This window comes from Tessaracoccus luoxuelianae, from assembly GCF_055326245.1.
On record NZ_JBUZNO010000007.1, the window covers coordinates 31,130 to 51,390 of the forward strand.

Annotated in this window: 21 protein-coding genes; 13 read left to right on the top strand and 8 right to left on the bottom strand. The window is 70.9% G+C overall.

Going from position 1 to position 20,261, the window contains the following annotated elements; translation table 11 throughout:
* Nucleotides 1–89: 89 nt before the first annotated feature.
* Together ACZK39_RS11385 and ACZK39_RS11390 are read left to right on the top strand one after the other, a co-directional pair.
* Complete coding sequence (locus ACZK39_RS11385) at nucleotides 90–938, top strand: nucleotidyltransferase family protein (RefSeq protein ID WP_459055376.1); 849 nt, start codon at nucleotides 90–92, stop codon at nucleotides 936–938.
* Entirely contained in the window at nucleotides 935–2,131 is a 1,197-nt protein-coding gene (locus tag ACZK39_RS11390) for a galactokinase family protein (protein WP_459055375.1), read from the top strand. Before ACZK39_RS11385 ends, ACZK39_RS11390 begins: the two co-directional genes overlap by 4 nt.
* A 16-nt stretch (nucleotides 2,132–2,147) precedes the next feature.
* On the opposite strand, the gene ACZK39_RS11395 is transcribed toward ACZK39_RS11390, so the two are convergent.
* Nucleotides 2,148–2,432 (bottom strand): hypothetical protein, encoded by a 285-nt coding sequence (locus ACZK39_RS11395; protein WP_182798891.1) that lies wholly within the window; start codon nucleotides 2,430–2,432, stop codon nucleotides 2,148–2,150.
* Between the two features lie 91 nt (nucleotides 2,433–2,523).
* Nucleotides 2,524–5,745 carry a DEAD/DEAH box helicase gene (locus ACZK39_RS11400; RefSeq protein WP_463613345.1) on the bottom strand — a complete coding sequence of 1,074 codons (3,222 nt, stop codon included), beginning with the start codon at nucleotides 5,743–5,745 and terminating at the stop codon, nucleotides 2,524–2,526.
* Between the two features lie 192 nt (nucleotides 5,746–5,937).
* On the opposite strand from ACZK39_RS11400, the gene ACZK39_RS11405 reads away from it, so the two are divergent.
* The 3 genes from ACZK39_RS11405 (at nucleotide 5,938) to ACZK39_RS11415 (ending at nucleotide 7,461) form a co-directional block, all read left to right on the top strand.
* Nucleotides 5,938–6,750, top strand: coding sequence for a hypothetical protein (locus ACZK39_RS11405; RefSeq protein WP_463613346.1), 813 nt, complete (start codon nucleotides 5,938–5,940; stop codon nucleotides 6,748–6,750).
* A gap of 67 nt (nucleotides 6,751–6,817) precedes the next feature.
* Nucleotides 6,818–7,054: a type II toxin-antitoxin system Phd/YefM family antitoxin gene (locus tag ACZK39_RS11410; RefSeq protein ID WP_182781396.1), complete on the top strand. Its 237-nt coding sequence runs from the start codon at nucleotides 6,818–6,820 to the stop codon at nucleotides 7,052–7,054.
* Nucleotides 7,051–7,461 carry a type II toxin-antitoxin system VapC family toxin gene (locus ACZK39_RS11415; protein ID WP_220489059.1) on the top strand — a complete coding sequence of 137 codons (411 nt, stop codon included), beginning with the start codon at nucleotides 7,051–7,053 and terminating at the stop codon, nucleotides 7,459–7,461. Before ACZK39_RS11410 ends, ACZK39_RS11415 begins: the two co-directional genes overlap by 4 nt.
* Nucleotides 7,462–7,627: 166 nt before the next feature.
* On the opposite strand, the gene ACZK39_RS11420 is transcribed toward ACZK39_RS11415, so the two are convergent.
* Nucleotides 7,628–8,311, bottom strand: coding sequence for a TetR/AcrR family transcriptional regulator (locus ACZK39_RS11420; RefSeq protein WP_182798888.1), 684 nt, complete (start codon nucleotides 8,309–8,311; stop codon nucleotides 7,628–7,630).
* A 71-nt stretch (nucleotides 8,312–8,382) separates the two neighbouring features.
* On the opposite strand from ACZK39_RS11420, the gene ACZK39_RS11425 reads away from it, so the two are divergent.
* The 3 genes from ACZK39_RS11425 to ACZK39_RS11435 all read left to right on the top strand — a co-directional run bounded on the left by ACZK39_RS11425 (nucleotide 8,383) and on the right by ACZK39_RS11435 (nucleotide 10,077).
* Entirely contained in the window at nucleotides 8,383–9,345 is a 963-nt protein-coding gene (locus ACZK39_RS11425) for an NAD(P)-dependent alcohol dehydrogenase (RefSeq protein ID WP_463613347.1), read from the top strand.
* A 4-nt stretch (nucleotides 9,346–9,349) separates the two neighbouring features.
* A complete protein-coding gene (locus tag ACZK39_RS11430) occupies nucleotides 9,350–9,745 on the top strand; it encodes an ACT domain-containing protein (RefSeq protein WP_463613348.1) in 396 nt (131 codons plus the stop codon).
* A gap of 113 nt (nucleotides 9,746–9,858) precedes the next feature.
* Entirely contained in the window at nucleotides 9,859–10,077 is a 219-nt protein-coding gene (locus ACZK39_RS11435) for a dodecin (RefSeq protein WP_182781401.1), read from the top strand.
* A 22-nt stretch (nucleotides 10,078–10,099) separates the two neighbouring features.
* On the opposite strand, the gene ACZK39_RS11440 is transcribed toward ACZK39_RS11435, so the two are convergent.
* Nucleotides 10,100–10,936: a CPBP family glutamic-type intramembrane protease gene (locus ACZK39_RS11440; RefSeq protein WP_182798886.1), complete on the bottom strand. Its 837-nt coding sequence runs from the start codon at nucleotides 10,934–10,936 to the stop codon at nucleotides 10,100–10,102.
* 51 nt (nucleotides 10,937–10,987) lie between these two features.
* Between ACZK39_RS11440 and ACZK39_RS11445 the strand changes: the two genes are divergently transcribed.
* From ACZK39_RS11445 to ACZK39_RS11465, 5 genes are all read left to right on the top strand, one after another.
* Nucleotides 10,988–11,761, top strand: a complete 774-nt coding sequence (locus ACZK39_RS11445) for an SDR family NAD(P)-dependent oxidoreductase (protein ID WP_463613349.1) — start codon at nucleotides 10,988–10,990, stop codon at nucleotides 11,759–11,761.
* A 61-nt stretch (nucleotides 11,762–11,822) separates the two neighbouring features.
* Complete coding sequence (locus ACZK39_RS11450; protein WP_463613350.1) at nucleotides 11,823–13,517, top strand: long-chain-fatty-acid--CoA ligase; 1,695 nt, start codon at nucleotides 11,823–11,825, stop codon at nucleotides 13,515–13,517.
* A 697-nt stretch (nucleotides 13,518–14,214) separates the two neighbouring features.
* Entirely contained in the window at nucleotides 14,215–14,724 is a 510-nt protein-coding gene (locus ACZK39_RS11455; RefSeq protein WP_220489058.1) for a SigE family RNA polymerase sigma factor, read from the top strand.
* Nucleotides 14,721–16,583: a hypothetical protein gene (locus ACZK39_RS11460; protein ID WP_463613351.1), complete on the top strand. Its 1,863-nt coding sequence runs from the start codon at nucleotides 14,721–14,723 to the stop codon at nucleotides 16,581–16,583. Before ACZK39_RS11455 ends, ACZK39_RS11460 begins: the two co-directional genes overlap by 4 nt.
* Nucleotides 16,584–16,747: 164 nt before the next feature.
* Nucleotides 16,748–17,293 carry an NADPH-dependent FMN reductase gene (locus tag ACZK39_RS11465; protein ID WP_463613352.1) on the top strand — a complete coding sequence of 182 codons (546 nt, stop codon included), beginning with the start codon at nucleotides 16,748–16,750 and terminating at the stop codon, nucleotides 17,291–17,293.
* 26 nt (nucleotides 17,294–17,319) lie between these two features.
* Here the strand turns inward: ACZK39_RS11465 and ACZK39_RS11470 are convergent, their stop codons facing one another.
* From ACZK39_RS11470 to ACZK39_RS11485, 4 genes are all read right to left on the bottom strand, one after another.
* The gene (locus ACZK39_RS11470; protein WP_463613353.1) at nucleotides 17,320–18,198 is read right to left on the bottom strand and encodes an aldo/keto reductase; all 879 of its coding nucleotides are present in this window, start codon (nucleotides 18,196–18,198) and stop codon (nucleotides 17,320–17,322) included.
* 49 nt (nucleotides 18,199–18,247) lie between these two features.
* On the bottom strand, nucleotides 18,248–19,237 hold the full coding sequence (locus ACZK39_RS11475; RefSeq protein WP_463613354.1) for an SDR family NAD(P)-dependent oxidoreductase: 990 nt from the start codon (nucleotides 19,235–19,237) through the stop codon (nucleotides 18,248–18,250).
* Between the two features lie 124 nt (nucleotides 19,238–19,361).
* Nucleotides 19,362–19,805 (bottom strand): alternative ribosome rescue aminoacyl-tRNA hydrolase ArfB, encoded by a 444-nt coding sequence (gene arfB / locus ACZK39_RS11480; RefSeq protein ID WP_182781409.1) that lies wholly within the window; start codon nucleotides 19,803–19,805, stop codon nucleotides 19,362–19,364.
* 34 nt (nucleotides 19,806–19,839) lie between these two features.
* Nucleotides 19,840–20,250 carry an SRPBCC family protein gene (locus ACZK39_RS11485; protein ID WP_220489057.1) on the bottom strand — a complete coding sequence of 137 codons (411 nt, stop codon included), beginning with the start codon at nucleotides 20,248–20,250 and terminating at the stop codon, nucleotides 19,840–19,842.
* Nucleotides 20,251–20,261: the final 11 nt, after the last annotated feature.

Here is a 20,261-nt window from a genome sequence, read left to right on the forward strand (position 1 = left end):
GACGGCGCCGCCTCCGTGGGGCGGGCGGAAGCGCACAATGGCTGCGCGAAGGAGGAGCCGGGCCGGGCGCTGATCCTAGGATGAGGGCCATGAACGAGACCATGCCCACCAAGGCCGTCATCCTTGCCCGCGGCCTCGGGACCCGGATGCGCCGCGCGGCCGACGTCGACCTCGACGAGGATCAGCGCAGGGCGGCTGAACTGGGGCTCAAGGCGATGATGCCGGTCGGTCTCGGCGACACCTCCCAGGGAGGGCTGCCGGCACGCCCCTTCCTCGACCATGTGATCAGCGAGCTTGCCGACGCCGGGCTCACCGACATCTGTCTGGTCATCGGACCCGAGCACAACCTCGTGCGCGACTACTACGCAGCGCTCGACCTGTCGCGGGTGCGGATTTCCTTCGCCGTCCAGGTGGAGGCCCTCGGCACCGCCGACGCCGTCCGGGCGGCCCGCGGATTCGCAGGAGGGGACCGCTTCGTGATGGTCAACGCCGACAACTTCTATCCCGCCGAGGCCGTCCGCGCACTCCTGCGGGCGCCCGGGACGGCCACGGTCGGCTTCGACGCGGCGGCGATGGTCAGCAGGTCCAACATCCCCGCCGACAGGATCGCCGCCTTCGCGATCCTGGACACCGACGCCGAGGGTCACCTCGTTGACCTGATCGAGAAGCCGTCCGCCGACGTGGTGGCGCGCTTCGGCCCGAATGCGCGGATCTCCATGAACTGCTTCCTGTTCGGTGCGAGCATCTTCAATGCCTGCGACGCCATCACACCCTCGGCGCGGGGCGAGTACGAGATCGTCGACGCCGTCCGCTGGCTGATCGCGGCCGGCGAGCCCGTCACGGTGGTCCCGGTGGCCGAAGGGGTGCTGGACATGTCCGGGCGCACCGATGTGCCCCTGGTGGCGGCCGCCCTCGCGAGCCGTCCGGTGCTGTTGTGAGCGGCTGGTTCGCCCCCGGACGCATCGAGGTCCTCGGCAAGCACACCGACTACGCCGGCGGCAACGTGCTGGTGTGCGCCGTCGACAGGGGCGTGACCGCGACGGTGAAGCCGGGCCGACGGGGGATCGAGGCGCGCAGCACGGCGCAGGAGGACGCCATCACCCTGGAGCCGGGCGTCGCGGTGCGCCTTCCTGCCGGGCACTGGGGCCAGTACCTCAACGTGGTGGTGGACCGGCTGGGCGCCAACTTCGGGCGCCTGCGCCCCGCGCGGCTTGCCATCGACGCGGACCTGCCGCTGGCCAGCGGCATGAGCAGTTCCTCGGCACTGGTCGTGGCGTCAGCCATGGCGTTGGCCCAGTTCAACGGCTTCGACGAGTCCGAGGCCTGGGTCGCGGCGATCCGGGACGACGTTGCGCTGGCCGGGTACCTGGCCTGCGTCGAGAACGGGAGCGCGTTCGGTGCGCTGTCAGGACGGGCCGGCGTCGGCACGTTCGGTGGATCCGAGGATCACACGGCCATGCTGTGCAGCAAAGCCGACCACCTCGGACTGTTCAGTTTCAACCCGGCCGCGCTCGTGGAGCGCGTGCGGCTCCCCGACGACCTCGCCTTCGTGGTGGCGGTCAGCGGCGTGTCGGCGGAGAAGACCGGCGCGGCGAAGGACGCCTACAACCAGGCCTCACGCGGGGTCGCTGAGCTGCTGGCCCGCTGGAACGCCGCCGCCGGGCGCGGAGACGCGAACCTGGCCGCCGCCGTCGAATCCGACCCGGAGGCCGCAGCGGTGATCGAGTCGCTCGTCGCGGACGAGCCGCGACTGCTCGCGCGCCTCCGCCAGTTCGTCGCCGAATCCACCTGGATCGTGCCGGCGTCGGTCGAGGCGCTTCGCGCCGGTGACCGTGCCGCGCTGGGCGAGTTGGTCGCGGCTTCCCAGAGGTGGGCGGCCGACGGTCTCGACAATCAGATCCCCCAGACCGAGGCGCTGGTCGAAGACGGCCGACGGCTCGGTGCGGTGGCCGCCTCCTCCTTCGGGGCCGGGTTCGGTGGCAGCGTGTGGGCGCTCGTGGATCGCGACGGTGCCGACAGCTTCGCCGCCGAATGGCTCGCCGGCTATGTGCGGGCCCACCCGGAGCCGGGAAGCCGTGCCGCCACCCTGGTCACCAGGCCCGCGGGGCCGGCTCACGCTCTGGCCGATTGAGGGAGAGGGAGGCGGTCTACCCGCCGTAGGTGATTCTCGACGACGGGTCCGGCTCCTCCTGGCGCAGCCGTTCCTCGATGGTCTCGTCGTGATCGGTGTCGTCGGTGTGGAGAGCCGAGTCCACCGGCGTCTGGGGATCGTTCGGGACCATCGAGGCGGCGTCAGCGCCGTCGTCGATGAGGTCAGCGGTGCCGAGGTCTTCGGCTGTCACCTCGCCGTAGGGGTGCTCGGCGTCGGCGACGTCCTCGGCGTCCAGCTGCTCGAGTCCGTCAATGCTGCCGTCTTGCGCGTCCATGCTCATGCGCCCAGCCTTGCACGGGATCGGTGCCAGACAAGGAGTTTGCGCGCCTCCTTCTGCGTGCCGGGAGCGACGCGGCCCAGCGGCGGAGGGCCTACTCGTCGAAGAGGCCGCGGATGTCTGCGGCCGTGATGGCCCCGGAGGAGAAGGAGCCCGAGTCGATGACCGAGGTGAACAGGTCCCGTTTGCGTTCCTGCAGCGCCACCACCTTCTCCTCGATGGTGTCCTCCGAGACCATCCGGTACACGTTGACCGACCTGGTCTGGCCGATGCGGTGGGTCCGGTCGATCGCCTGGCTCTCCGCAGCCGGGTTCCACCACGGGTCCAGCACGAAGACGTAGTCCGCCTCGGTCAGCGTCAGCCCGAAGCCGCCGGCCTTCAGCGAAATCAGGAACACCGGGTCCTCGCCCTCGCGGAACGCGGCGATGCGGGCCGGCCTGTCGCGGGTGTGGCCGTCGAGGTAGACGTGGCTGATGCCCGCCTCGCTCAGCGCCTCCCGCACGAGCTTGAGGTAGCCGGTGAAGCTGCTGAACACCAGCGCACGGTGGCCCTCCGAGGCGAGCTCCGTGACCTGCTCCACCAACGCGGACACCTTCGCCGACGGCGCCCCCGAGGCGTGCTCCGCGTCCACCAGGACCGGGTCCAGCGCCAGCTGCCGCAGCTTCGTGAGCGCACGGAAGATCGCCACCCGGTTGCGGTCCATGTCCTCCAGCATGCCCAGCACCCGCTGCCGCTCCCGGTGCAGGTACTTGTCGTAGACCCTGCGATGGGCGGGGGTGAGCTCCACCCGTTGCACCTGCTCGATCTTCTCGGGCAGCTCCTGCACCACTTCGCGCTTGGTCCGGCGCAGCACGAACGGCTTGATCCGCCGTCGAAGGGTCTCGAGGGCCAGAAGGTCGCGCTCGTTCTCGATGGGCTTCCGGAACCGTTCGGTGAAGTGGTCCGGGCGCGGGAACAGGCCGGGCGCCGACAGCGACAGCATGGACCACAGGTCCATCAGCGAGTTCTCCAGGGGGGTGCCCGTGATGGCCAGCGTGAACGGGGCGCCGAGCCGTCGGGCGGCCTGGTAGGTGCGGGAGCGGTGGTTCTTCACGAACTGGGCCTCGTCGAGGATCAGCCCGCTCCACTGCAGCGCCCGGTACTCGGCGTCCTCCAGCCGCATCAGCGTGTATGAGGTGACCACGACGTGTGCGCCCGCGACAGCCGCCGCGACAGTGTCGCCCCGGCGCTTCCCCGTGGCGGTGATCACCGCGACATTCAGGCCTGGCGCAAACTTCGCCGCCTCGTCGGCCCAGGTTCCCACCACGCTGGCGGGGGCCACGACGAGCACCGGCGTGCCGTCCAGCTCCCCGGCCTCGCGCGCCCGCTCCAGCAGGGCGAGGGTCTGGAGCGTCTTGCCGAGGCCCATGTCGTCGGCGAGCACCCCGCCCAGCCGCGCGTCCCAGAGCGCGGCCAGCCATTCGTAGCCGCGGAGCTGGTAGGGGCGCAGCGTGGCGCGGATCCCGTCCGGGAGGGCGGGCGCCGGGCGGTCGGCGTCGGGGAGGAGGTGCTCCACGGAGGCCAGCCATCGCTTGCTCTGGCGCGCGATCACGCCCAGCTCGACGAGCTCCTCCCACAGGGCGGCCTGGTAGGGGCCGATGCGAAGCGGGCCGTTGGGGCTTCCGTCGGTGAGCTCGCGGGCTTCCTCGATGAGCCGTCGGAGGTCCTGCAGCTCCGGGATGTCGAGGCGGAACCAGGTGCCGGAGTCCAGGAGCAGGGCGTCGTCCCCTGCGGCCAGGGCTCTGAACAGTTCCTCGAACGGCACCTCCTGGCCGTCGACGGAGACGGTGATGTGGAGGTTGAACCAGTCGCGGTCCTCGGTGTCGTCTGCTGTGAGGAGCACGACGGGGGCCTCCGAGGCCTCCTCGTAGGCCACCGCATCGCCCTCCTCCTGCACCTGCACCCCTGCTTCGAGCAGGTGGGGGAGGACGTCGGCGAGGAACGCGGCGGCCGCCATGCCCTGCAGCTCGTGGTGGGCGATCAGGACTGGGCGGGGGGTGGCCACCAGCAGTGAGGCGCCCACGACGCTGAGCAGCGCGACCACCGCCTCGGTGAGGCGCCGCTCCACCGGCACATCGCGCGGCGGATCCCCTGCGGCGTGCGCGAGAGGGACGACGGTGGGGCCCTGTCCGGCCACCGGCGACGGATAGGCGAACCCCCACCTGAGGTGCGTGACGTGGCCGGGGAGGTGCGTGAGGGTGAGGTGCAGGACGGGTGGGACGATCTCCGGGGCCTCGACGGTGCCGTCAGAGGTGGACACCGCTCCCGTGCGAGCGAGGGCCGGGTAATAGAGGGTCAGGAAGCGATTGACGTCCTCGGCGGGGATCTCGACCGCCTTCCCGTCGGCGAGGAGCCGGTCCAGCCCCTCGGCCGGTGGGGCGGCGAGCGGCCAGAGAGTCAGGGCGCCGCCGTCGAGCTGCCCCACCCCGTGGGCCGGGTTGCCGAACAGCAGGACCCGTCCTGGGGCGTGGGGATCCACCAGGGAGACGCGCGGCTGCGCGGTGATCCCGCCGTCTGGTGAGCGCGTGAGGTCCAGCGCGACCGTGGCGGAGTCGTCGCCGATCCGTACGGACCGCAGGCCCTCGCCGGCCAGTAGGACGACGCCGGCCGAGACCGCGCGCCGCAGCAGCGGCCAGGCGAGGGGGCCGAGGCTCGCGAGGTCCACTGTCGCGGGGACGCCGTAGGAGTAGGCGTTGTCGGGGCTCAGGAGGTGCAGCTGCGCCAGGGCCGCCCGATGCGCGGGGTTCAACTCCGCTGCCCGCCACGGTTGGGTGATGTCGCCCCACGAGGCGCCGGTCTTCACCCACGGGGTGCGGGCGCCCTCGCGGAGGGGCTGCAGCGTGATGCGCGACACGGCGGCCCCGTAGTGGACGGTGGGGACGGAGAACTCGAGGGCGAGCGCCCGTCCGGCGGTGGCGGAAGCGTCGCCGAGCTTGATCAGGTGCGCGAGCTGACTCTCCCATGTAGTGCTGGCGGGGCGTTGGCGGAGCCGTGCGCGCGCCGCGAGCATCACGGCGGCGACGTGCTTGCAGGAGCGGCCCATCGGGCAGCTGCACCAGTTGTCGAGGCGCCGGCCGCTGCGGGTGACCTCGACCTCGTAGACGTGGCGGCCGCTGCCGGTGACCAACGCCCCGAGTTCGTCGGGTGCGACGGTGAGGTCGCGGACGTGCCCGGCGTCGAAGTAGCCCTTGCCGCGGAAGTAGGTGGATGCGCCGAAGACCCGTTTCAGCTCGGGCTCGGAGAACTCCCGAACCCACTCCACGTCGTCAGGGTCCATAACGGACGAGGGTACCCGCTACGGGCTCGTGCCCGCGTCGCGTCGCTGGTCGTCCCGGCTCCTGGCGTTCATCCCGGACAACGACCAGGTTGGGGACAGTCGTCGGAAGTTATCCACAGGGGGTCGATGAAGCCCCGAATCGGCCGCGGCGGCTGCTGTGATGGGGCGACCTCAGAGAGAAGGGCGACGCAGATGGAAACAATGGACGTGCAGGTGGGCGAGGTCTGGGCGCACTACCCGGACGACTACCGGCCCAACGCGAGCAGAGTCGAGATCGTGCAGATCGTGCCTCGGCCCAAGAAGGACCGTTACCTCATCCGCTTCGAGGACGGTCGGGAGCGGGAGGTCGCGCGGACGCGCCTCAAGTGCAGATGGGAGGACGCCCAGGCCTACGAGGAGAAGCTGGCCGCGGAGGAGCTCATCCGGAATCAGGCCCCGGATTCCCGCCTGTCAGGATCCATCCGACGTGTCTTCCGGCTGGTCCCGCGCGAGGTGGCCACGCTGGAGCACTCTGGTCAGGTCGTCATCCACGACACTGCTCGGCTGGCTGCCCGGACGGGGCTGCCGATGGATGTCCTGCTGGCGGCGTGTGGACAGGTTGCGGAAGGCAGCAGTCTTCGTGTGTCGGCGCTGGGAGGCCAGAGGATCGCGATGGCGCTGTGCGTCGCGCACCCGGCCGAGGCCCTGCAGATCGCGCGCGGGCGAGACAGCTACGCGGACCACTACGACGACGAGCGCCCCGGCTACTTTTCACCCCGCCGGGACTATCGCTGGTACGCCGATGAGGAGGCCCCCGCCGGGGAGATCATCAGAAGCTGGTGTGGGGCGTTGCCCACCTCCCGGGCCGAGGCGGCCGCCGCGGCCGAGGCCGAGTGCCACCGGCTGTGGCTCCTCGCCCACCGGCTGGTCAATGAGCTGAGCAAGCACGCTCTCCCCTTGGCCGAGAACCTGCGCAAGGATCTGGTGAACAACCAGATCTCGGCCGACGACGTCCGCGCGGCCTGATTCGCGGCTTGGTGATGCTCCCAGGCGGCAGCCAAAGGTGATGTATCACCGGTGATACAGTGAGGAGATGGGAAGTGTGACGGTGCGAGACCTGCGCAACCGCAGCGCGGATGTGCTGGCGCGCGTGGCTCGCGGTGAGAGCCTGACGGTGACGCGAGACGGCGAGCCGGTGGCGGCAGTGGTTCCGCTCCCGCGTCGTCCACGAGGTGCCGCCGAGCTGGTCGACAGATGGAGGGCGCTGCCACGGGTGGATGCGGCAGCGCTCAAGGCAGACATCGACACCGTGCTGGATCCGTCGCTGTGAGTGAAGGGATTCTGGACACCTCCGCAGTGATCGACCTGGGCATCCTGGAACCCGCCTCGCTGCCTGCCGAGCCCATGATCACCGCAGTCACGATGGCGGAGTTGTCAGTGGGGCCGCACGTTGCGCGCTCGGATGTGGAACGTGCGGCCCGCCAGGCGCTGGTGCAGCAGGCGGAGGCGGACTTCGACCCCATCCCGTTCGACGGTGCCGCGGCGAGGGCCTTCGGGGTGGTGGCCGCCTCGCTGAGGTCTGCGGGGCGAAAGCCTGCAGCGCGCGCGTACGACGCGCTCATCGCGGCCACTGCGCTGTCACGCGGGCTGCCGATCTACACGGCCAACCCACGTGACTTCGAGGGGATCGCGGGGCTCGACGTGCGGGCCGTCCGGGCCGCGCACGCCGAGTCCTGAGGCGTCAAGCGGGGCTTCGATAGCGCAGCCGCGCCAGTGCCGGGCCGTCCCTTGCGTCCCCGAGAACGTCGCCACGGACGGCTACCACCGTGGACTTCGCCGGAGAGCCGGTCGTCCCCGCGCCCGGCCGAGTCGCGGTTGGTCGCCTCTGAGGCGCTGGCCGGGGCTATCGGTTTCCTTCCCCCGGGGTGGGGGATCCGGCGGGCCGGTGGGTGGCCAGCCGAACCTCCAGCCCGTCGAGGATGAGCTCGAGGCCGTAACCGAATTCGTCTGCGAACGTGTAGCCCGTCGCCACCTCGTCGATGAGCGCGGCCAGGTGGGGGTAGGGCTGAAGCAGCGATCCCACCGCGGCCGCGTAGTCCTCGGCGCCCTCAGCGCGGGAGGAGTCGAACGGGAGGTTCTGCTCGGTGAGGGCGAACCCGTAGACGTAGGCGTCGATCACGGAGAACGCGTGAGATGCCAACCTCGGCGGGAACCCGCCGCCCACCAGGCACCCGAGCACCGCATCGTGATGGTTGAGCAGCGCCGCGCCGGGGTTGGTTCGCGACTCGATGAGCCCCAACGTCCACGGGTGCGCGGCGAGCACCGCTCGCGCCGACGAGGCCCGGCGAACCATCCCGGCGCGCCATGGCTCCCCGCCCAGCGGCAGCTCGATCCGGGAGAAGATCCAATCGGCCAGCGCGTCGAGGAGGGCGTCCTTGCTGGCCACGTGGTGGTACAGCGACATGGCCTCCACCCCGAGCTCCCGCCCCACTGTGCGCATGCTGACCCCGCTGAGTCCTGAGCGGTCCGCGACGGCGACGGCGGCCTCGACGATGCGCTCCAGGCTGAGTGGCGTGCGGGATTCCATGGCTCCTCCTTGTGTTCTTACAGGTGTAAGGCTACAGTGAAGCGAGCAGACTTACACCCGTAAGGAGAGTCGTGAGAGCAGCAGTGGTGCACCGCTACGGCCCCCCCGAGGAGGTGGCGATCGTCGAGGTTCCCATCCCCCAGCCCGGCCAGGGCGAGGTGGTCGTCCGCGTCGAGGCGGTGGCCGTCACCTCCGGCGACGCCCGGATGCGGGCCGGCCGGTTCCCGGCCGGGTTCGGGGTACTCGCCCGGCTGGGTTTGGGCATGCGCGGGCCGCGCCGTCGGGTATTGGGCGGCAGCCTCTCGGGGGTCGTGGTCGGTGTGGGCGCCGAGGTCGCGGGGCTCGCGGTGGGCGACGAGGTGGCGGGCATGTCCGGCGCCCTCGGGGCGCACGCGCAGTACGTGGCGGTGCCGGCAGCCCGCATGGTGCCGAAGCCCGCCGGCATCACCCACGCCGAGGCGGCCGGAGTCCTGTTCGGCGGCACCACGGCGCTGTACTTCCTGCGCGACAGGGCCGGGTTGCGGGCCGGTCAGACCGCGCTGGTCAACGGGGCCTCCGGATCTGTCGGGTCCGCTGCTGTGCAGCTGGCCAAGGTCATGGGCGCGGACGTCACGGCGGTCACCAGCGCGGCGAACGCCGCCGTCGTGACCCGGTGGGGAGCGGACAGGGTGGTGGATTACTCGCAGACGCCGGTGTCGCGGCTGACCGGCACCTACGACGTGATGTTCGACGCAGTCGGCAACGTCTCCCGCTCTGAGGGGCTCCGGCTCGTCTCACAGGAGGGTGCTCTGGTCCTCGCCGTCGCCGGGCTCTGGGACACCCTCCGGGCGCGCGGCCGGGTGCATGCCGGCCCAGCTCCCGAGCGGCCCGAGGACTTCGCCTACCTGCTGGCCCTCGTCGCCGAGCGCCGGCTGGACCCCGCCGTCGAGGAGTTCGAGGGGCTTGGCCGGCTGCCGGAGGCGTACCGGCGCGTTGATTCCGGCCGCAAGGTGGGCAACCTCGTGCTCATCCCCGAACCCGATGAGGCAGGCTGAGGCCATGAGCGGCGAGACGGAGCTGACCACCCTGCTGGCGACGATGTCCCCCGTCGTGTGCCCTGGGGCCTTCGTCTTCGTGGTTGGCCCCGGGCCTGTGGAGGCTGAGGTGCTGGCCAGCGTCGTCGAATCGGAAGGTCTGAGCATGGTGCTTCGCAAGGAGGACGCGGACCGGCTCGGGTTGGACTACGACTATGTCGCGGGGTGGATCACGCTCACGGTGCAGTCATCGCTGGCCGCCGTCGGGCTGACCGCGGCTGTGAGCACGGCGCTGGCGGAGGCGGGCATCAGCTGCAACGTCGTCGCGGGGTACCACCACGACCACCTCCTGGTCCCGGCCGACCGGCTGGACGACGCCCTGGCGGCCCTTCGTCGCCTGGCCGGAAACGCGCGGGTGTGAGCGAGCCGGCCCAGCGATGAGGAGATCGACGGGGGAGGCTCGCAGCCGCGATCCGTCGCTTAGCCTTGAGGGATCCTGGTTGCGGAAGGCAACCCTGAACGAGGGAGTTCGCCATGACTGACCACACCTACAAGGTGACCGAGATCGTCGGTAGCTCGAGCGAGGGCCTGCAGCAGGCCATCGATGGGGCTGTCGCGCGGGCGTCGCAGACGCTGTCCCACCTGGACTGGTTCGAGGTGACCGAGATCCGCGGCCACATCCAGGACGGCCAGGTTGCCCACTACCAGGTGGGCCTGAAGCTCGGATTCCGCCTGGAGGACCACACGGCGTGAGCGCGACGCAGGACCGTCGTCGTCAGTAGATGAAGAAGGCGAACATGTCCGGGTTGTGGGCGTGCACGATGGCCATGAACACGATGGCGTCGAACAGCAGGTGCACCACCAGGACGTAGAGCAGGGAGCCCGTGCGCGCGAACAGGAAGCCCTGGATCAGTGCGAACGGGATGGTCAGAAGCGGTCCCCACTCGCGGTAGCCGAGCTCCCACAGGAACGAGACGAAGATGGTGGCCTGCAGAGCGTTGGCCAGCCACACCGGGAAGTGCCGCCTCAGCAGGGCGAAGCAGGTGCAGATGAAGAACAGCTCGTCCCAGGTGCCCACCGCGTTGACGCCGACGAAGAACCGCGCCAGTTCACTGGCGTCGGTGATGTGCGGCCAGTTGAGGTAGGCGCCGGAGCGGATGAAGTAGAACGGCAGGATCGCCCAGCCCAGGAACGGCACCGCGACCACGTAGATGACCTCTAGCCGAGACCATCGATGTTCCCCTCGCCAGGGGAACGTGATTGCCCGGCGGCGGTAGACGAAGCGGTCGATCAGCAGCGGCACCGAGACGGCGAGGATCAGCACCGCTCCGATGATGAGGAAGCGGTCCCAGCTCACGTCGGCCTCGACGGAGGTGGCGCTGACGATCGCCACACCCACCCCGATCAGCAGCAGGTCCCTGCCCAGCTCGCGGTTCACGAGACAGGCGGCCAGCAGGCTCAGTAGCAGCAGCGCGTGCCCCCATCCGGCCAGCTGGAACGCGAACAACAGGACCGCAGAGATCGACACCCCCGCCGCGGGGATCAGATCGCGCACCGACCATGCCTGAGCCGACGACGGGTCCTGAGCGAGGGGCGTCGGTGGGGAGGCCATGGGTCCAGCATTCCGCATGAGACGCCCGACGGTGGGGCGCGCGGCTCATGAATGGACCCAGGAGCCGCGCTGTCGAGTGGGGCCGGCGTCTCCCGCGCCGTCGAGGTGAGTAGGCTCGGTGGGGTAGTCAACGACGACCACGGGAGGATCACCATGCCCACGCTTGCCATCATCGGTGCCGGAGCCGGACTCGGCGCAACAGTCGCCCGCCGCTTCGCCAAGGAGGGCTTCTCGGTGGCGCTCATCTCTCGCACCGCCGAACGCGTCCATGCCCTCGCCGAGGAACTGACCGCGGAGGGCATCACGGCCCGGGGCTACGTGGCAAACGTCCGCGACCACGATTCCCTGCGGTCCGCGCTCGACGACGCGGCCGCTGACCTCGGCCCCATCGACGTGCTGCAGTACAGCCCGCTGCCGGCGAAGGAATTCCTGCGCCCAGTGCTGGAGACCACCGTCGAGGACCTGCAGCCGGCCATCGAGTTCTCCGTCTACGGGCCGCTCGTGGCGATCCATCACGTCATGCAGCACATGCGCTTCCGCGGAGGCGGCACGATCCTGCTCGTCAACGGTGGCAGCGCGGTGCGCCCGGTGGCGAAATTCGCCGGCACGTCGGTGGCGTTCGCGGGGGAGTCGGCATTGGGTCAGATGCTGCACGACGCCTTGGCGCCGGACAACATCCACGTCACCCAGCTGATCATCCCCGGCGGGATCATCGAGGGTCACCCCCGCAAGGACCCGACGGTGCTCGCCGAACGGCTCTGGGAGATGCACGCCACGAAGGAGCAGTTCCGTCACTTCGCCGGCGATATGGACCTCGACGGCTGACGGTCGAGGCCCGCACGGGGCCACTGGTGGGAGCCGAGCCGGGCCCTGACAGGATGGACCCATGACTGACGAGCGCCCTTGGGTGAAGCACTACCAGCCGGGGGTCCCGGCAGACATCGCCACCCCGCCCACCTCACTGGTGGAGATGTGTGAGGAGGCGGTCGCCAAGGGCGGCGACGGCGTGGCGCTGCAGTTCTTCGGCCGCGAGACCAGCTACCGGAGTCTCGGGAAGCAGATTGCCCGCGTCGCCGAGGGCCTGCGCAGGCTGGGCGTCCGCGCAGGCGACCGCGTGGCACTGATCCTGCCCAACTGCCCGCAGCACGTCGTCGCGTTCTACGCGGTCCTGCGGCTGGGCGCGATCGTCGTGGAGCACAACCCCCTCTACACCGCGCGCGAACTGCGTCACCTGTTCGAGGACCATGGCGCCCGGGTGGTCATCGCCTGGGACGCGGCCGTGGGCAAGATCCGCGAGCAGCCGAGCGACATCGAGGTCGAGCATGTCGTCTCGGTCAACCTGCTGCGGGCATTCCCCCTCGTCAAGCGCTTGGCGCTGCAGCTGCCTGTGCCGAAGCTGCGCGCCGCCCGCGACCGCCTCACCCAGCCGGCGCCCGGCACCATGCCCTGGGAGGACCTGCTCCGGGCGCCCGCCCTCGAACCCGCGCATCCGCGCCCCGCGGTCGACGACGTGGCCGTCATCCAGTACACCAGCGGCACCACCGGCCGCGCCAAGGGCGCGATCCTCACCCACCGCAACCTCTACGCCAACGCACTGCAGGGCGCGGCATGGATGCACGACGCCGTGGACGACCGGGAGGTGATCTACGCCGTCCTGCCCATGTTCCACGCGTTCGGCATGACGCTGTACCTGACCTTCGGCATCCTCAAGCGCGCCCGGATCGTCCTGTTCCCGAGCTTCGACGCAGACATGGTCCTCGACGCCGCCCGCACCACCCCGCCGACGGTGTACTGCGCGGTCCCGCCGATCTACGAGAAGACCGCCCGACGGGCCCTCGAGCGTGGCGTGAGCCTGAAGTCGGCCCGCTTCTGCATCTCCGGGGCGATGAACCTGACCGACCCGATCGTCGAGCTCTGGGAGGGGGTGGCCGGGGGGCTCCTCGTCGAGGGCTACGGCCTCACCGAGACCGCCCCCGTGGCGCTGGGGAATCCGTTCCACCCGTCGCGGCGCACCGGCACCATCGGCATCCCGTTCCCCAGCACGCGGATGCGCGTGGTGGACCCGGAGGACCCGTCCCGTGAGGTGCCCCAGGGGGAGCGTGGTGAGCTTCTGCTGGGCGGTCCGCAGGTGTTCCAGGGGTACTGGAACGCGCCAGGGGAGACCGAGGCGGTGCTGCTGCCCGGCGGATGGCTGCGCACAGGCGACCTGGTCACCGTTGACGCCGACGGCTTCACCACCATCGTGGACCGCGTGAAGGAGCTGATCATCACGGGCGGCTTCAACGTGTCGCCGACGGAGGTGGAGGCGGTCCTGCGTGCGCACGAGGACATCGACGACGCCGCCGTCGTCGGCCTGAAGCTGGAGGGCGGGGGAGAGCGCGTCGTGGCGGAGGTGGTTCCGCGCCCGGGCGCCACGGTGCATCCGGAGGCGGTGCGCACGTGGTGCAGGGAGCGGTTGGCCGCCTATAAGGTGCCGCGCGAGGTGGTGGTGGTCGACGAGCTGCCGAAGTCGATGCTGGGCAAGGTGCTGCGCAAGCAGGTCCGCGACCGTCTCGCCGCACGGGCCGTCTCCGCTCCCTGATCTTTCCCGCTGGTTGAGCCGCGCCAAGCCGCGAAGCGGCGCAACGCGCGTAGAAACCGAACCGCGCCCGGTGCAGGGAGCCCTGACCCGAGGCCCGGGCGGCCCCCTTGTCCACAGCCCTCCCCGTCGGCCTCCGGCCGGCCGTTGGTTCAGTTGTGGAGGCCGCCCGGGCCTCGTGCCAGCGCTCCCTGCACTCGTTTCCCTGTGGCGTGCTCGAGTCCGGGAGTGTGCCGTCAAGGCGGCCCTGGCTCGGATCTGCTCAGGCGGGATGCCAGTTGGGTGATCGTCGGGTTGGGCATCACAACGCACAGCCGCCCTGCCGTCACCCGCCCTCGCGGGCATCGCAGCGTCCTGCCGGACCTTCGCCCCTCGCCCCTCGACCCCGCCGTCGCCCTCGCGGGCAGCGCGGCGTGCAGCCGCCCTGTCGTCCCCCACCCTCGCGGGCCACGACGCGTCCTGCCGGACCCTCGCCCCTCGACCCCGCCGTCGCCCCTGCTGGGCATCTCGCGTGAGTGGGCCGATTCTGGCCCCGGGCTCTGGCTGTCCGGTGGGACTGGGCGCGTAGTCGGCACCAGATCCACCGAACAGGCATCGCGGGTCGCGGCTCGGGAGCAGTGTGGGCACGTCGGGTCTGGTTCGCTGATCCCAGTGCAGTGAAGCGGACCACTCACCGCGTCTACAGGGTATGGAGGCTGTGATGGAGCACCCGGTCGAGGTGATGACCAACGGGTTTGACAGGTACGTCGCCGCCCGCGGCGGCGAACTCTGGGTGGCCGCCTGGCTGCTCACCGGGGATCGGCAGCACGCCGAGGACCTCGTCCAGACGGCGCTGTCCAAGACCTACAGCCGCTACGACTCCTTCGACAACGACCACCACTTCGAGGCCTACGTCCGCACGACGATGTACCGCACGTTCATCTCCTGGTGGCGCCGGCTCCAGTGGCGCTCGGAGGTGCCCTCCGACAGCCCGCCGGACCGGCCGTCGGACGCAGGCGAACCATCGCTCGGCACCGACGTCCACCGCGCCCTCGCCGCACTCCCGCGACTCCAGCGCACCTGCCTCGTGCTGCGCTACTTCGAGGACCGCCCCACCCGCGAGGTGGCCGAGTTGCTGCGCATCCCCGAGGGGACCGTCACCTCCCACGTCAGCCGCGGGCTCGCCGCCCTGCGCATCTCCCCCCACCTCGCCCAGGAGGACAGGCCATGAACGAACAGGAATTCTCCGACGCCCTCCGCGACGGCGTCCCGCCCCGCCCGAGCGCTCGCGGCTGGGCGGCCGCCGCCAGGAACCGTGCGCGGAAGCGGCGAATGGGCGTGGCTGCGGCCGCGGTGGTGGCCGTCGTGGGCATGGCCACGCCGCTGGCGCTCCAGCTCACCGCGCCTCCGTCGGTGGTGTTGGCCACGCCCGAGCCCACCGCCGCCGCGACACCACTGGTCCCCGACCCCTGCCGTGACCCTCTCACCGGCGCCGAGACCCTTGTCGACGACGACCTCCCCGACGGCGCCACCCGCGTCTGGCTGTGCGGGCGCTCCGACACCGGGTCCGAGTTGGAGCTCGTGGGCGCGCCTGATCCGCTGGTCGCGCACGCCCAGGACGCCGTCGCGGCGTTCAACGCGCTGGAGAGGTCTGAGGGGGTGCTCGACTGCATGCCGAATCCGCTGGATTACACGGTGGTCGTCGAGTACGGCGACGGCGTGCACCGGGCGGTGCGGATCGCCGGCTGCGGCGACCTCCGGGACGCGACCGACATGTTCGACATCTTCCGAGCCGACGGCGCCGGCTACCTGAGCACTCTCCGCGAGCTGTGGAAGGCCGAGCGCGAGGAGTCCGGGTTCCAGTTCACGGGGGCGGCGCTCTGCGACTCCTCCTACGCCTCCGTCCTCCGGCCCTTGGAGTTGGACGGTCTGACGCGAGCGGTCGCCTGCCGTGCGGACGGCTCGGCGGTGGAGCTGGACTCCGAACTCACGGCCGATCTCCTCGCCGCGCTCCAGTCCGGCGACGCGTTGGCAAGCACGGAGGTGGGGTGGCAGGCGCCGCTCCCGGCCCTGGTCCTACTCACGCCCACGGGCGATCCCGTCTCGCTCCACCGGAATGACGCCACCTACTGGTGGGACGACGGCACGGCGCGCTGGATGTGGGGCCCGTTGGACGTTGCCCTAGAGGCGCGCATCGTCGAGGCGCAGGGCGTCGACGGCGGACCTGTTCCGTCCCCGTCCCCGACCCCTGTCGTGCTGCCGGACGAGCGTGGCGACGGCCTGGTCTCGACCGTGTGCGACGACATCCAGACCGGCACCCTCGCGGCCGAGGAGCTTCCCGGCACCGAGAACCTGCCCGACGGTGCCGCCCGGGCATGGCTCTGCGGCGACCGCTGGGCGACGTTCGGCGGGGTGGGCCCCATCGAAGCGCTGACCACGGACCCGGACCGCGTCGTCGACGCCATCAACCAGCTGCCCAGCCCCAACTATGAGGCGTGCACCGAGATGGGCGGCACCACCTACCACGTGGTGCTCGACTATCCGGACGGCACCCGTCGCGTCGTCTCCGCCGAGACCGTGAACTGCGAGTGGGTGGGCGGCTGGGGCAACCGCGCGGGCGGCGCCCAGCTGCTCCAGGACCTGCTCCCGCTGTGGACGGCCCAGCGCGAGGCGAACCCCGAGCCCTTCCTCGACGAGGTCTCCCTCTGCAGCGACAACGCGGGGATCGTCGGACTCAACTCGCTAGGCCCCGTGGAGCGCGGCTCGCTCTACCGCGGCTACGTGTGCGGCCTTCCCGCGGACCCCGCCGTCGGGGACGAATGGATGCAGCGTGAGCTCCCGGGCGACCTGGTCCTGGCCATCTCCCAGGCCACGGCCACCCCGGATGACCAATGGAACATCCCGGAGGACGGGCCGTACGTGGTGATGCTCACCCAATACGGCGACCCGGTCACCTACCTGATCGACGAGGACCTGCAGCTCCGGCTGGATCCCCTCGGCGTCCCCGACGGCGGTCCCTGGACCCCCGACGGCGACCTGGCGGGGGCGTGGAGTGAAATCCTCGCTGGCCTACGCGGCGGCACCCCCTGAGTGGACGGAACGCGTGCACGAAACGCCGCCCGAGTGCGAGGCCGTGTCCGCATTGGGCACCGGGTGGCCATCGGAACGGCGTGTCGTGCACGATGGGGACGGGGGTGCCGCGTCCGCCCACAGCGTAATTGAAAGATCAAGCAATCTCGTGCCATAGTTGACGCGTGAACAATCTCGCCATCATCGTCTCGTCCACCCGTCCGCAGCGCATCGGCGGCACCGTCAGCGAGTGGGTGGCCGACACCCTGGACTCCCACTGGGATGTCACCATGCTCGACCTCGCGGAGATCAAGCTCCCGTTCATCGACGAGGGCGCTCCCGCCGGCTCCGGCGTCTACACCCAGCCCCACACGCTGGCCTGGAAGGCCGCGATCGACGCCGCCGACGCGGTCCTGATCGTCACCCCCGAGTACAACGGCTTCTTCCCCGCGCCGCTCAAGAACGCCATCGACTACCTCTACGCCGAGTGGGACTCCAAGCCCGTCGCGTTCGTGGGCTACGGCTTCGGTGGTGGTGGCCGCGCGACGAAGGCCCTCACCCAGCTGATGGAGAACCTCAAGGCCGACGTCGTGGGCGCCACCGGTCTCGCCTTCAACACCGATGTCACGATGGAGGGCCGCGTGACGGCCGGCGCCGACAAGCTCGCCGAGCTGCACGCGCTCTCCGACAAGCTCGCAGACGCCGCCGCCTCGGACGACGCCGCGGCCTGACGAACCTCCCTCCGGCCAGTGGTGACTCAGTTGTTGCCGCTGGCCGGAGGCGTGCCCAGCGCCTCGATGGCGGCGAAGAACTCGTCCGCGACCTCGGCCTCGATCAACCCAGCCAGCGCGTCGAGCCTGGCCAGCGACGGAATGCCCACCACCGTGGTGTCCACCAGCGGGCTGCGCATCGAGAACTGCAGTGCAGCAGCGGCCAGATCGACGCCGGCCTCCCGCGCCAACTCGCGGACCCTCCCGACGTGCGCCGCGAACTCCACCGGCATGCCGTGGTACCCGTAGGTGCTCTCCCCGTTGGCCAGCGTTCCGCCGCCGAACGGCGCCGCGTTGAACACCTGCATCCCGAGCTCCCGCGCCCGCACATAGAGCTCCTCCGCGGAGCGGTCCACCAGCGTGTAGCGATTGTGGTTGAGCACCACGTCGAACAGCCCGGTCTCCACATACGCGCGCGTCTCTTCCAGCGGCCCGTACGCGATCCCGATCGCCCCGATGACGCCCTCGTCGCGCAGCGCGATCAGCGCCTCGACGGGGCCGCCAGGCGCGAGTGCCTCGTCGATGGTGATCGTGAACGGGTCGTGGAACTGATACAGGGGCAGCCGGTCGAGGCCCAGCCGCCCGAGTGACTCCTCGAGCGATCGGCGAACGCGCGCGGCGTCGAAGCTCCCCGTGACCGGATCCCGGTCCGCCTTGGAGAAGATCGCCTTGCCGGGCGGCAGGCCACCCGCCCGACCGATCGCGTCGCCGAGGAGGTGCTCGCTGCGTCCGTCGGCGTAGTTGTTGCTGGTGTCGACGTCGCCGAGCGGGGACGCAAGGAGCGCGTCGGCCAAGACCTCACCGTCGGGGCGCTCGCCTAGGCGTGACGCGCCGAGGGTGACGGGGGTGGTGTGAACGTGCGCCATGGGTGCCTCCTGGGTTCTGCTTCTGAGCCCGACCCTAGACGACGCCGCCCTACCCCAGCGGAAGAGTCAGGCCGGTGAGCTCCGCTGCGGCGTCCATGAGTCGCCCGGCGCCCACCGGATCCCGCGTCGCCCGTGAGGACCGGGCGAGCACCGGCAGTCCCTTCGTGATCCGGCGCGGGCCCCAGTAGTCGCCGTTGCGCGCCTCGGGGCACGCCGCGGCGGTGAGCACCGGCAGGGCGCCGTCGTGCTTGCCGTGGGCGAAGAGGCGCACGGGCGCCCGCAGGAGGCGGGCGCCGTCGGGCTGGTTGGTCGCGACCCCCGCGCGCGGCGGGGAGAGGAAATCGACGGCCGTGCCCGGGTGTGCGCCCATCGCAGCCGCGCCACCGCCGTGGCGTGCAAGGCGCCGGGCGAGTTCGTGCATCAGGGTTGTCGTGGCCAGCTTCGACTGGCCGTACTTCGCGAGGTCCGAGGCGCGGAGGTCAGGCCGGGGCACCGCGTCCGCCGCCAGCGGAGCTCCCCGGTCGCCGATGCTGCCCACGAGCACGCACCGGCCGTTCGAGGCGTTGATCAGCGAAAACAGCGGGGCGACGAGCGCGTAATGGCCGAGGAAGTTGGTGCCCCAGAAGAGCTCGTGCCCGTCAGCGGTCGTCCGCCCCCGAATGCCCTTGTCCGCCTCGGGCTTGACGTGGTTGGGGTAGCCGATCGCCCCCGCGTTGGCCACGAACAGGTCCAGCGTGGGGAGGCCAGCCAGCTGCTCGGCCGCGGCGCACACCGTCGACAGATCCGCCAGGTCCAGTGGCTGGTACGAGACCTCCGCCCCCCTGATCCTGGCCTGGATGGCGTGTTGCGCTGCGCGGAACCTGTCGGCGTTGCGCCCCGCGATCACGACGTGCGCCCCGAGGGCTGCGAGTCCCTCGGCCGTGAAATAGCCGATCCCCGTCGAGCCGCCGGTGACGACGGCGGTCAGGCCGGTCAGGTCCATCAGGCGGTGCCGATGGCCCCGCGCCGGACACTGGTTGTGTGGCTCAGGGGCTTCCATCCGTGACTCCTGGGGTGTGCGCGGGATGCCTCCACATCCGCGGCCCATCCGCCGGCCGCTACTCACCAGGAGGCTGTCCGGCACACGCTAATACACCCCGGGGGTCAGCCTGTTCCTGCTTGCGCTACGCGTCCTCGGGGCGTCCGCGACCGCGCTTGATCTCCCCGTGGCGGCGCTTGGTGGTCAGCCTGCGCTCAACCGAGCCCCGCGTCGGGCGGGTGCGGCGTCTCGGCGGCGACGGCGGGGCGAGCCCTTCACGGAGCATCGCAGCCAGACGCTCCCGCGCCGCACCCCGGTTCTGGCGCTGCGAGCGGGACTCGGCAGACACGACGGTGAGGACGGTGCCCGCAAGCCGGGACCGCAACCGGTGCAGGAGCCGCTCCCGCTGGACGTCGTCAAGCACGGCGGAGGCGGCCACATCGAAGGACAGCTGCACCCTCGAATCTGAGGTGTTCACGCCCTGGCCGCCGGGACCGGACGCGTGCGAGAACCGCTCGGTCAGCTCACCTGCCGGGACCACCAAGCCCTCCGGCAGCCCCGGCCCCGGTGCAATCCGCAGCTCGCTCACAGTGTCCAGGGTAGGCCGCTACGCCTCGCCTGGCTCAGCCGACGAGCCGCCCGAGCGAGTAGCGGGCGATGGGCGCATAGCCGAGGACCACCGGCCACGGCCCGTGCACGACGAGCCACGCCACACTCGCGCGACCCGACCCGGGCGCCGCCGCGTCGACCCCGTGCTCGAAGGACAGCCTCAGCGGGCCGCTGCGGACGCTCCAGGACCAGGTCCGCGCCGCCTCGTCGACCGCATCGATGCGGAAGTCCGCAACGATCCCGCCCAGGCCCGTCACCCGGCCGGTCGTCCCCGGCGTCACCATCGGTTCCGCGTACTCCACGCCGCGCAGATGCGGCGCCCATCGGGTCCACCACACCGGCCGGGTGTAGCGCTCCCACACCTCGTCCACCCGTAGCGGACCGCTCGCTGAGAGACGCAGCGCGCCGGACAGAGAGAGGTTCACCTCCTCAGTGT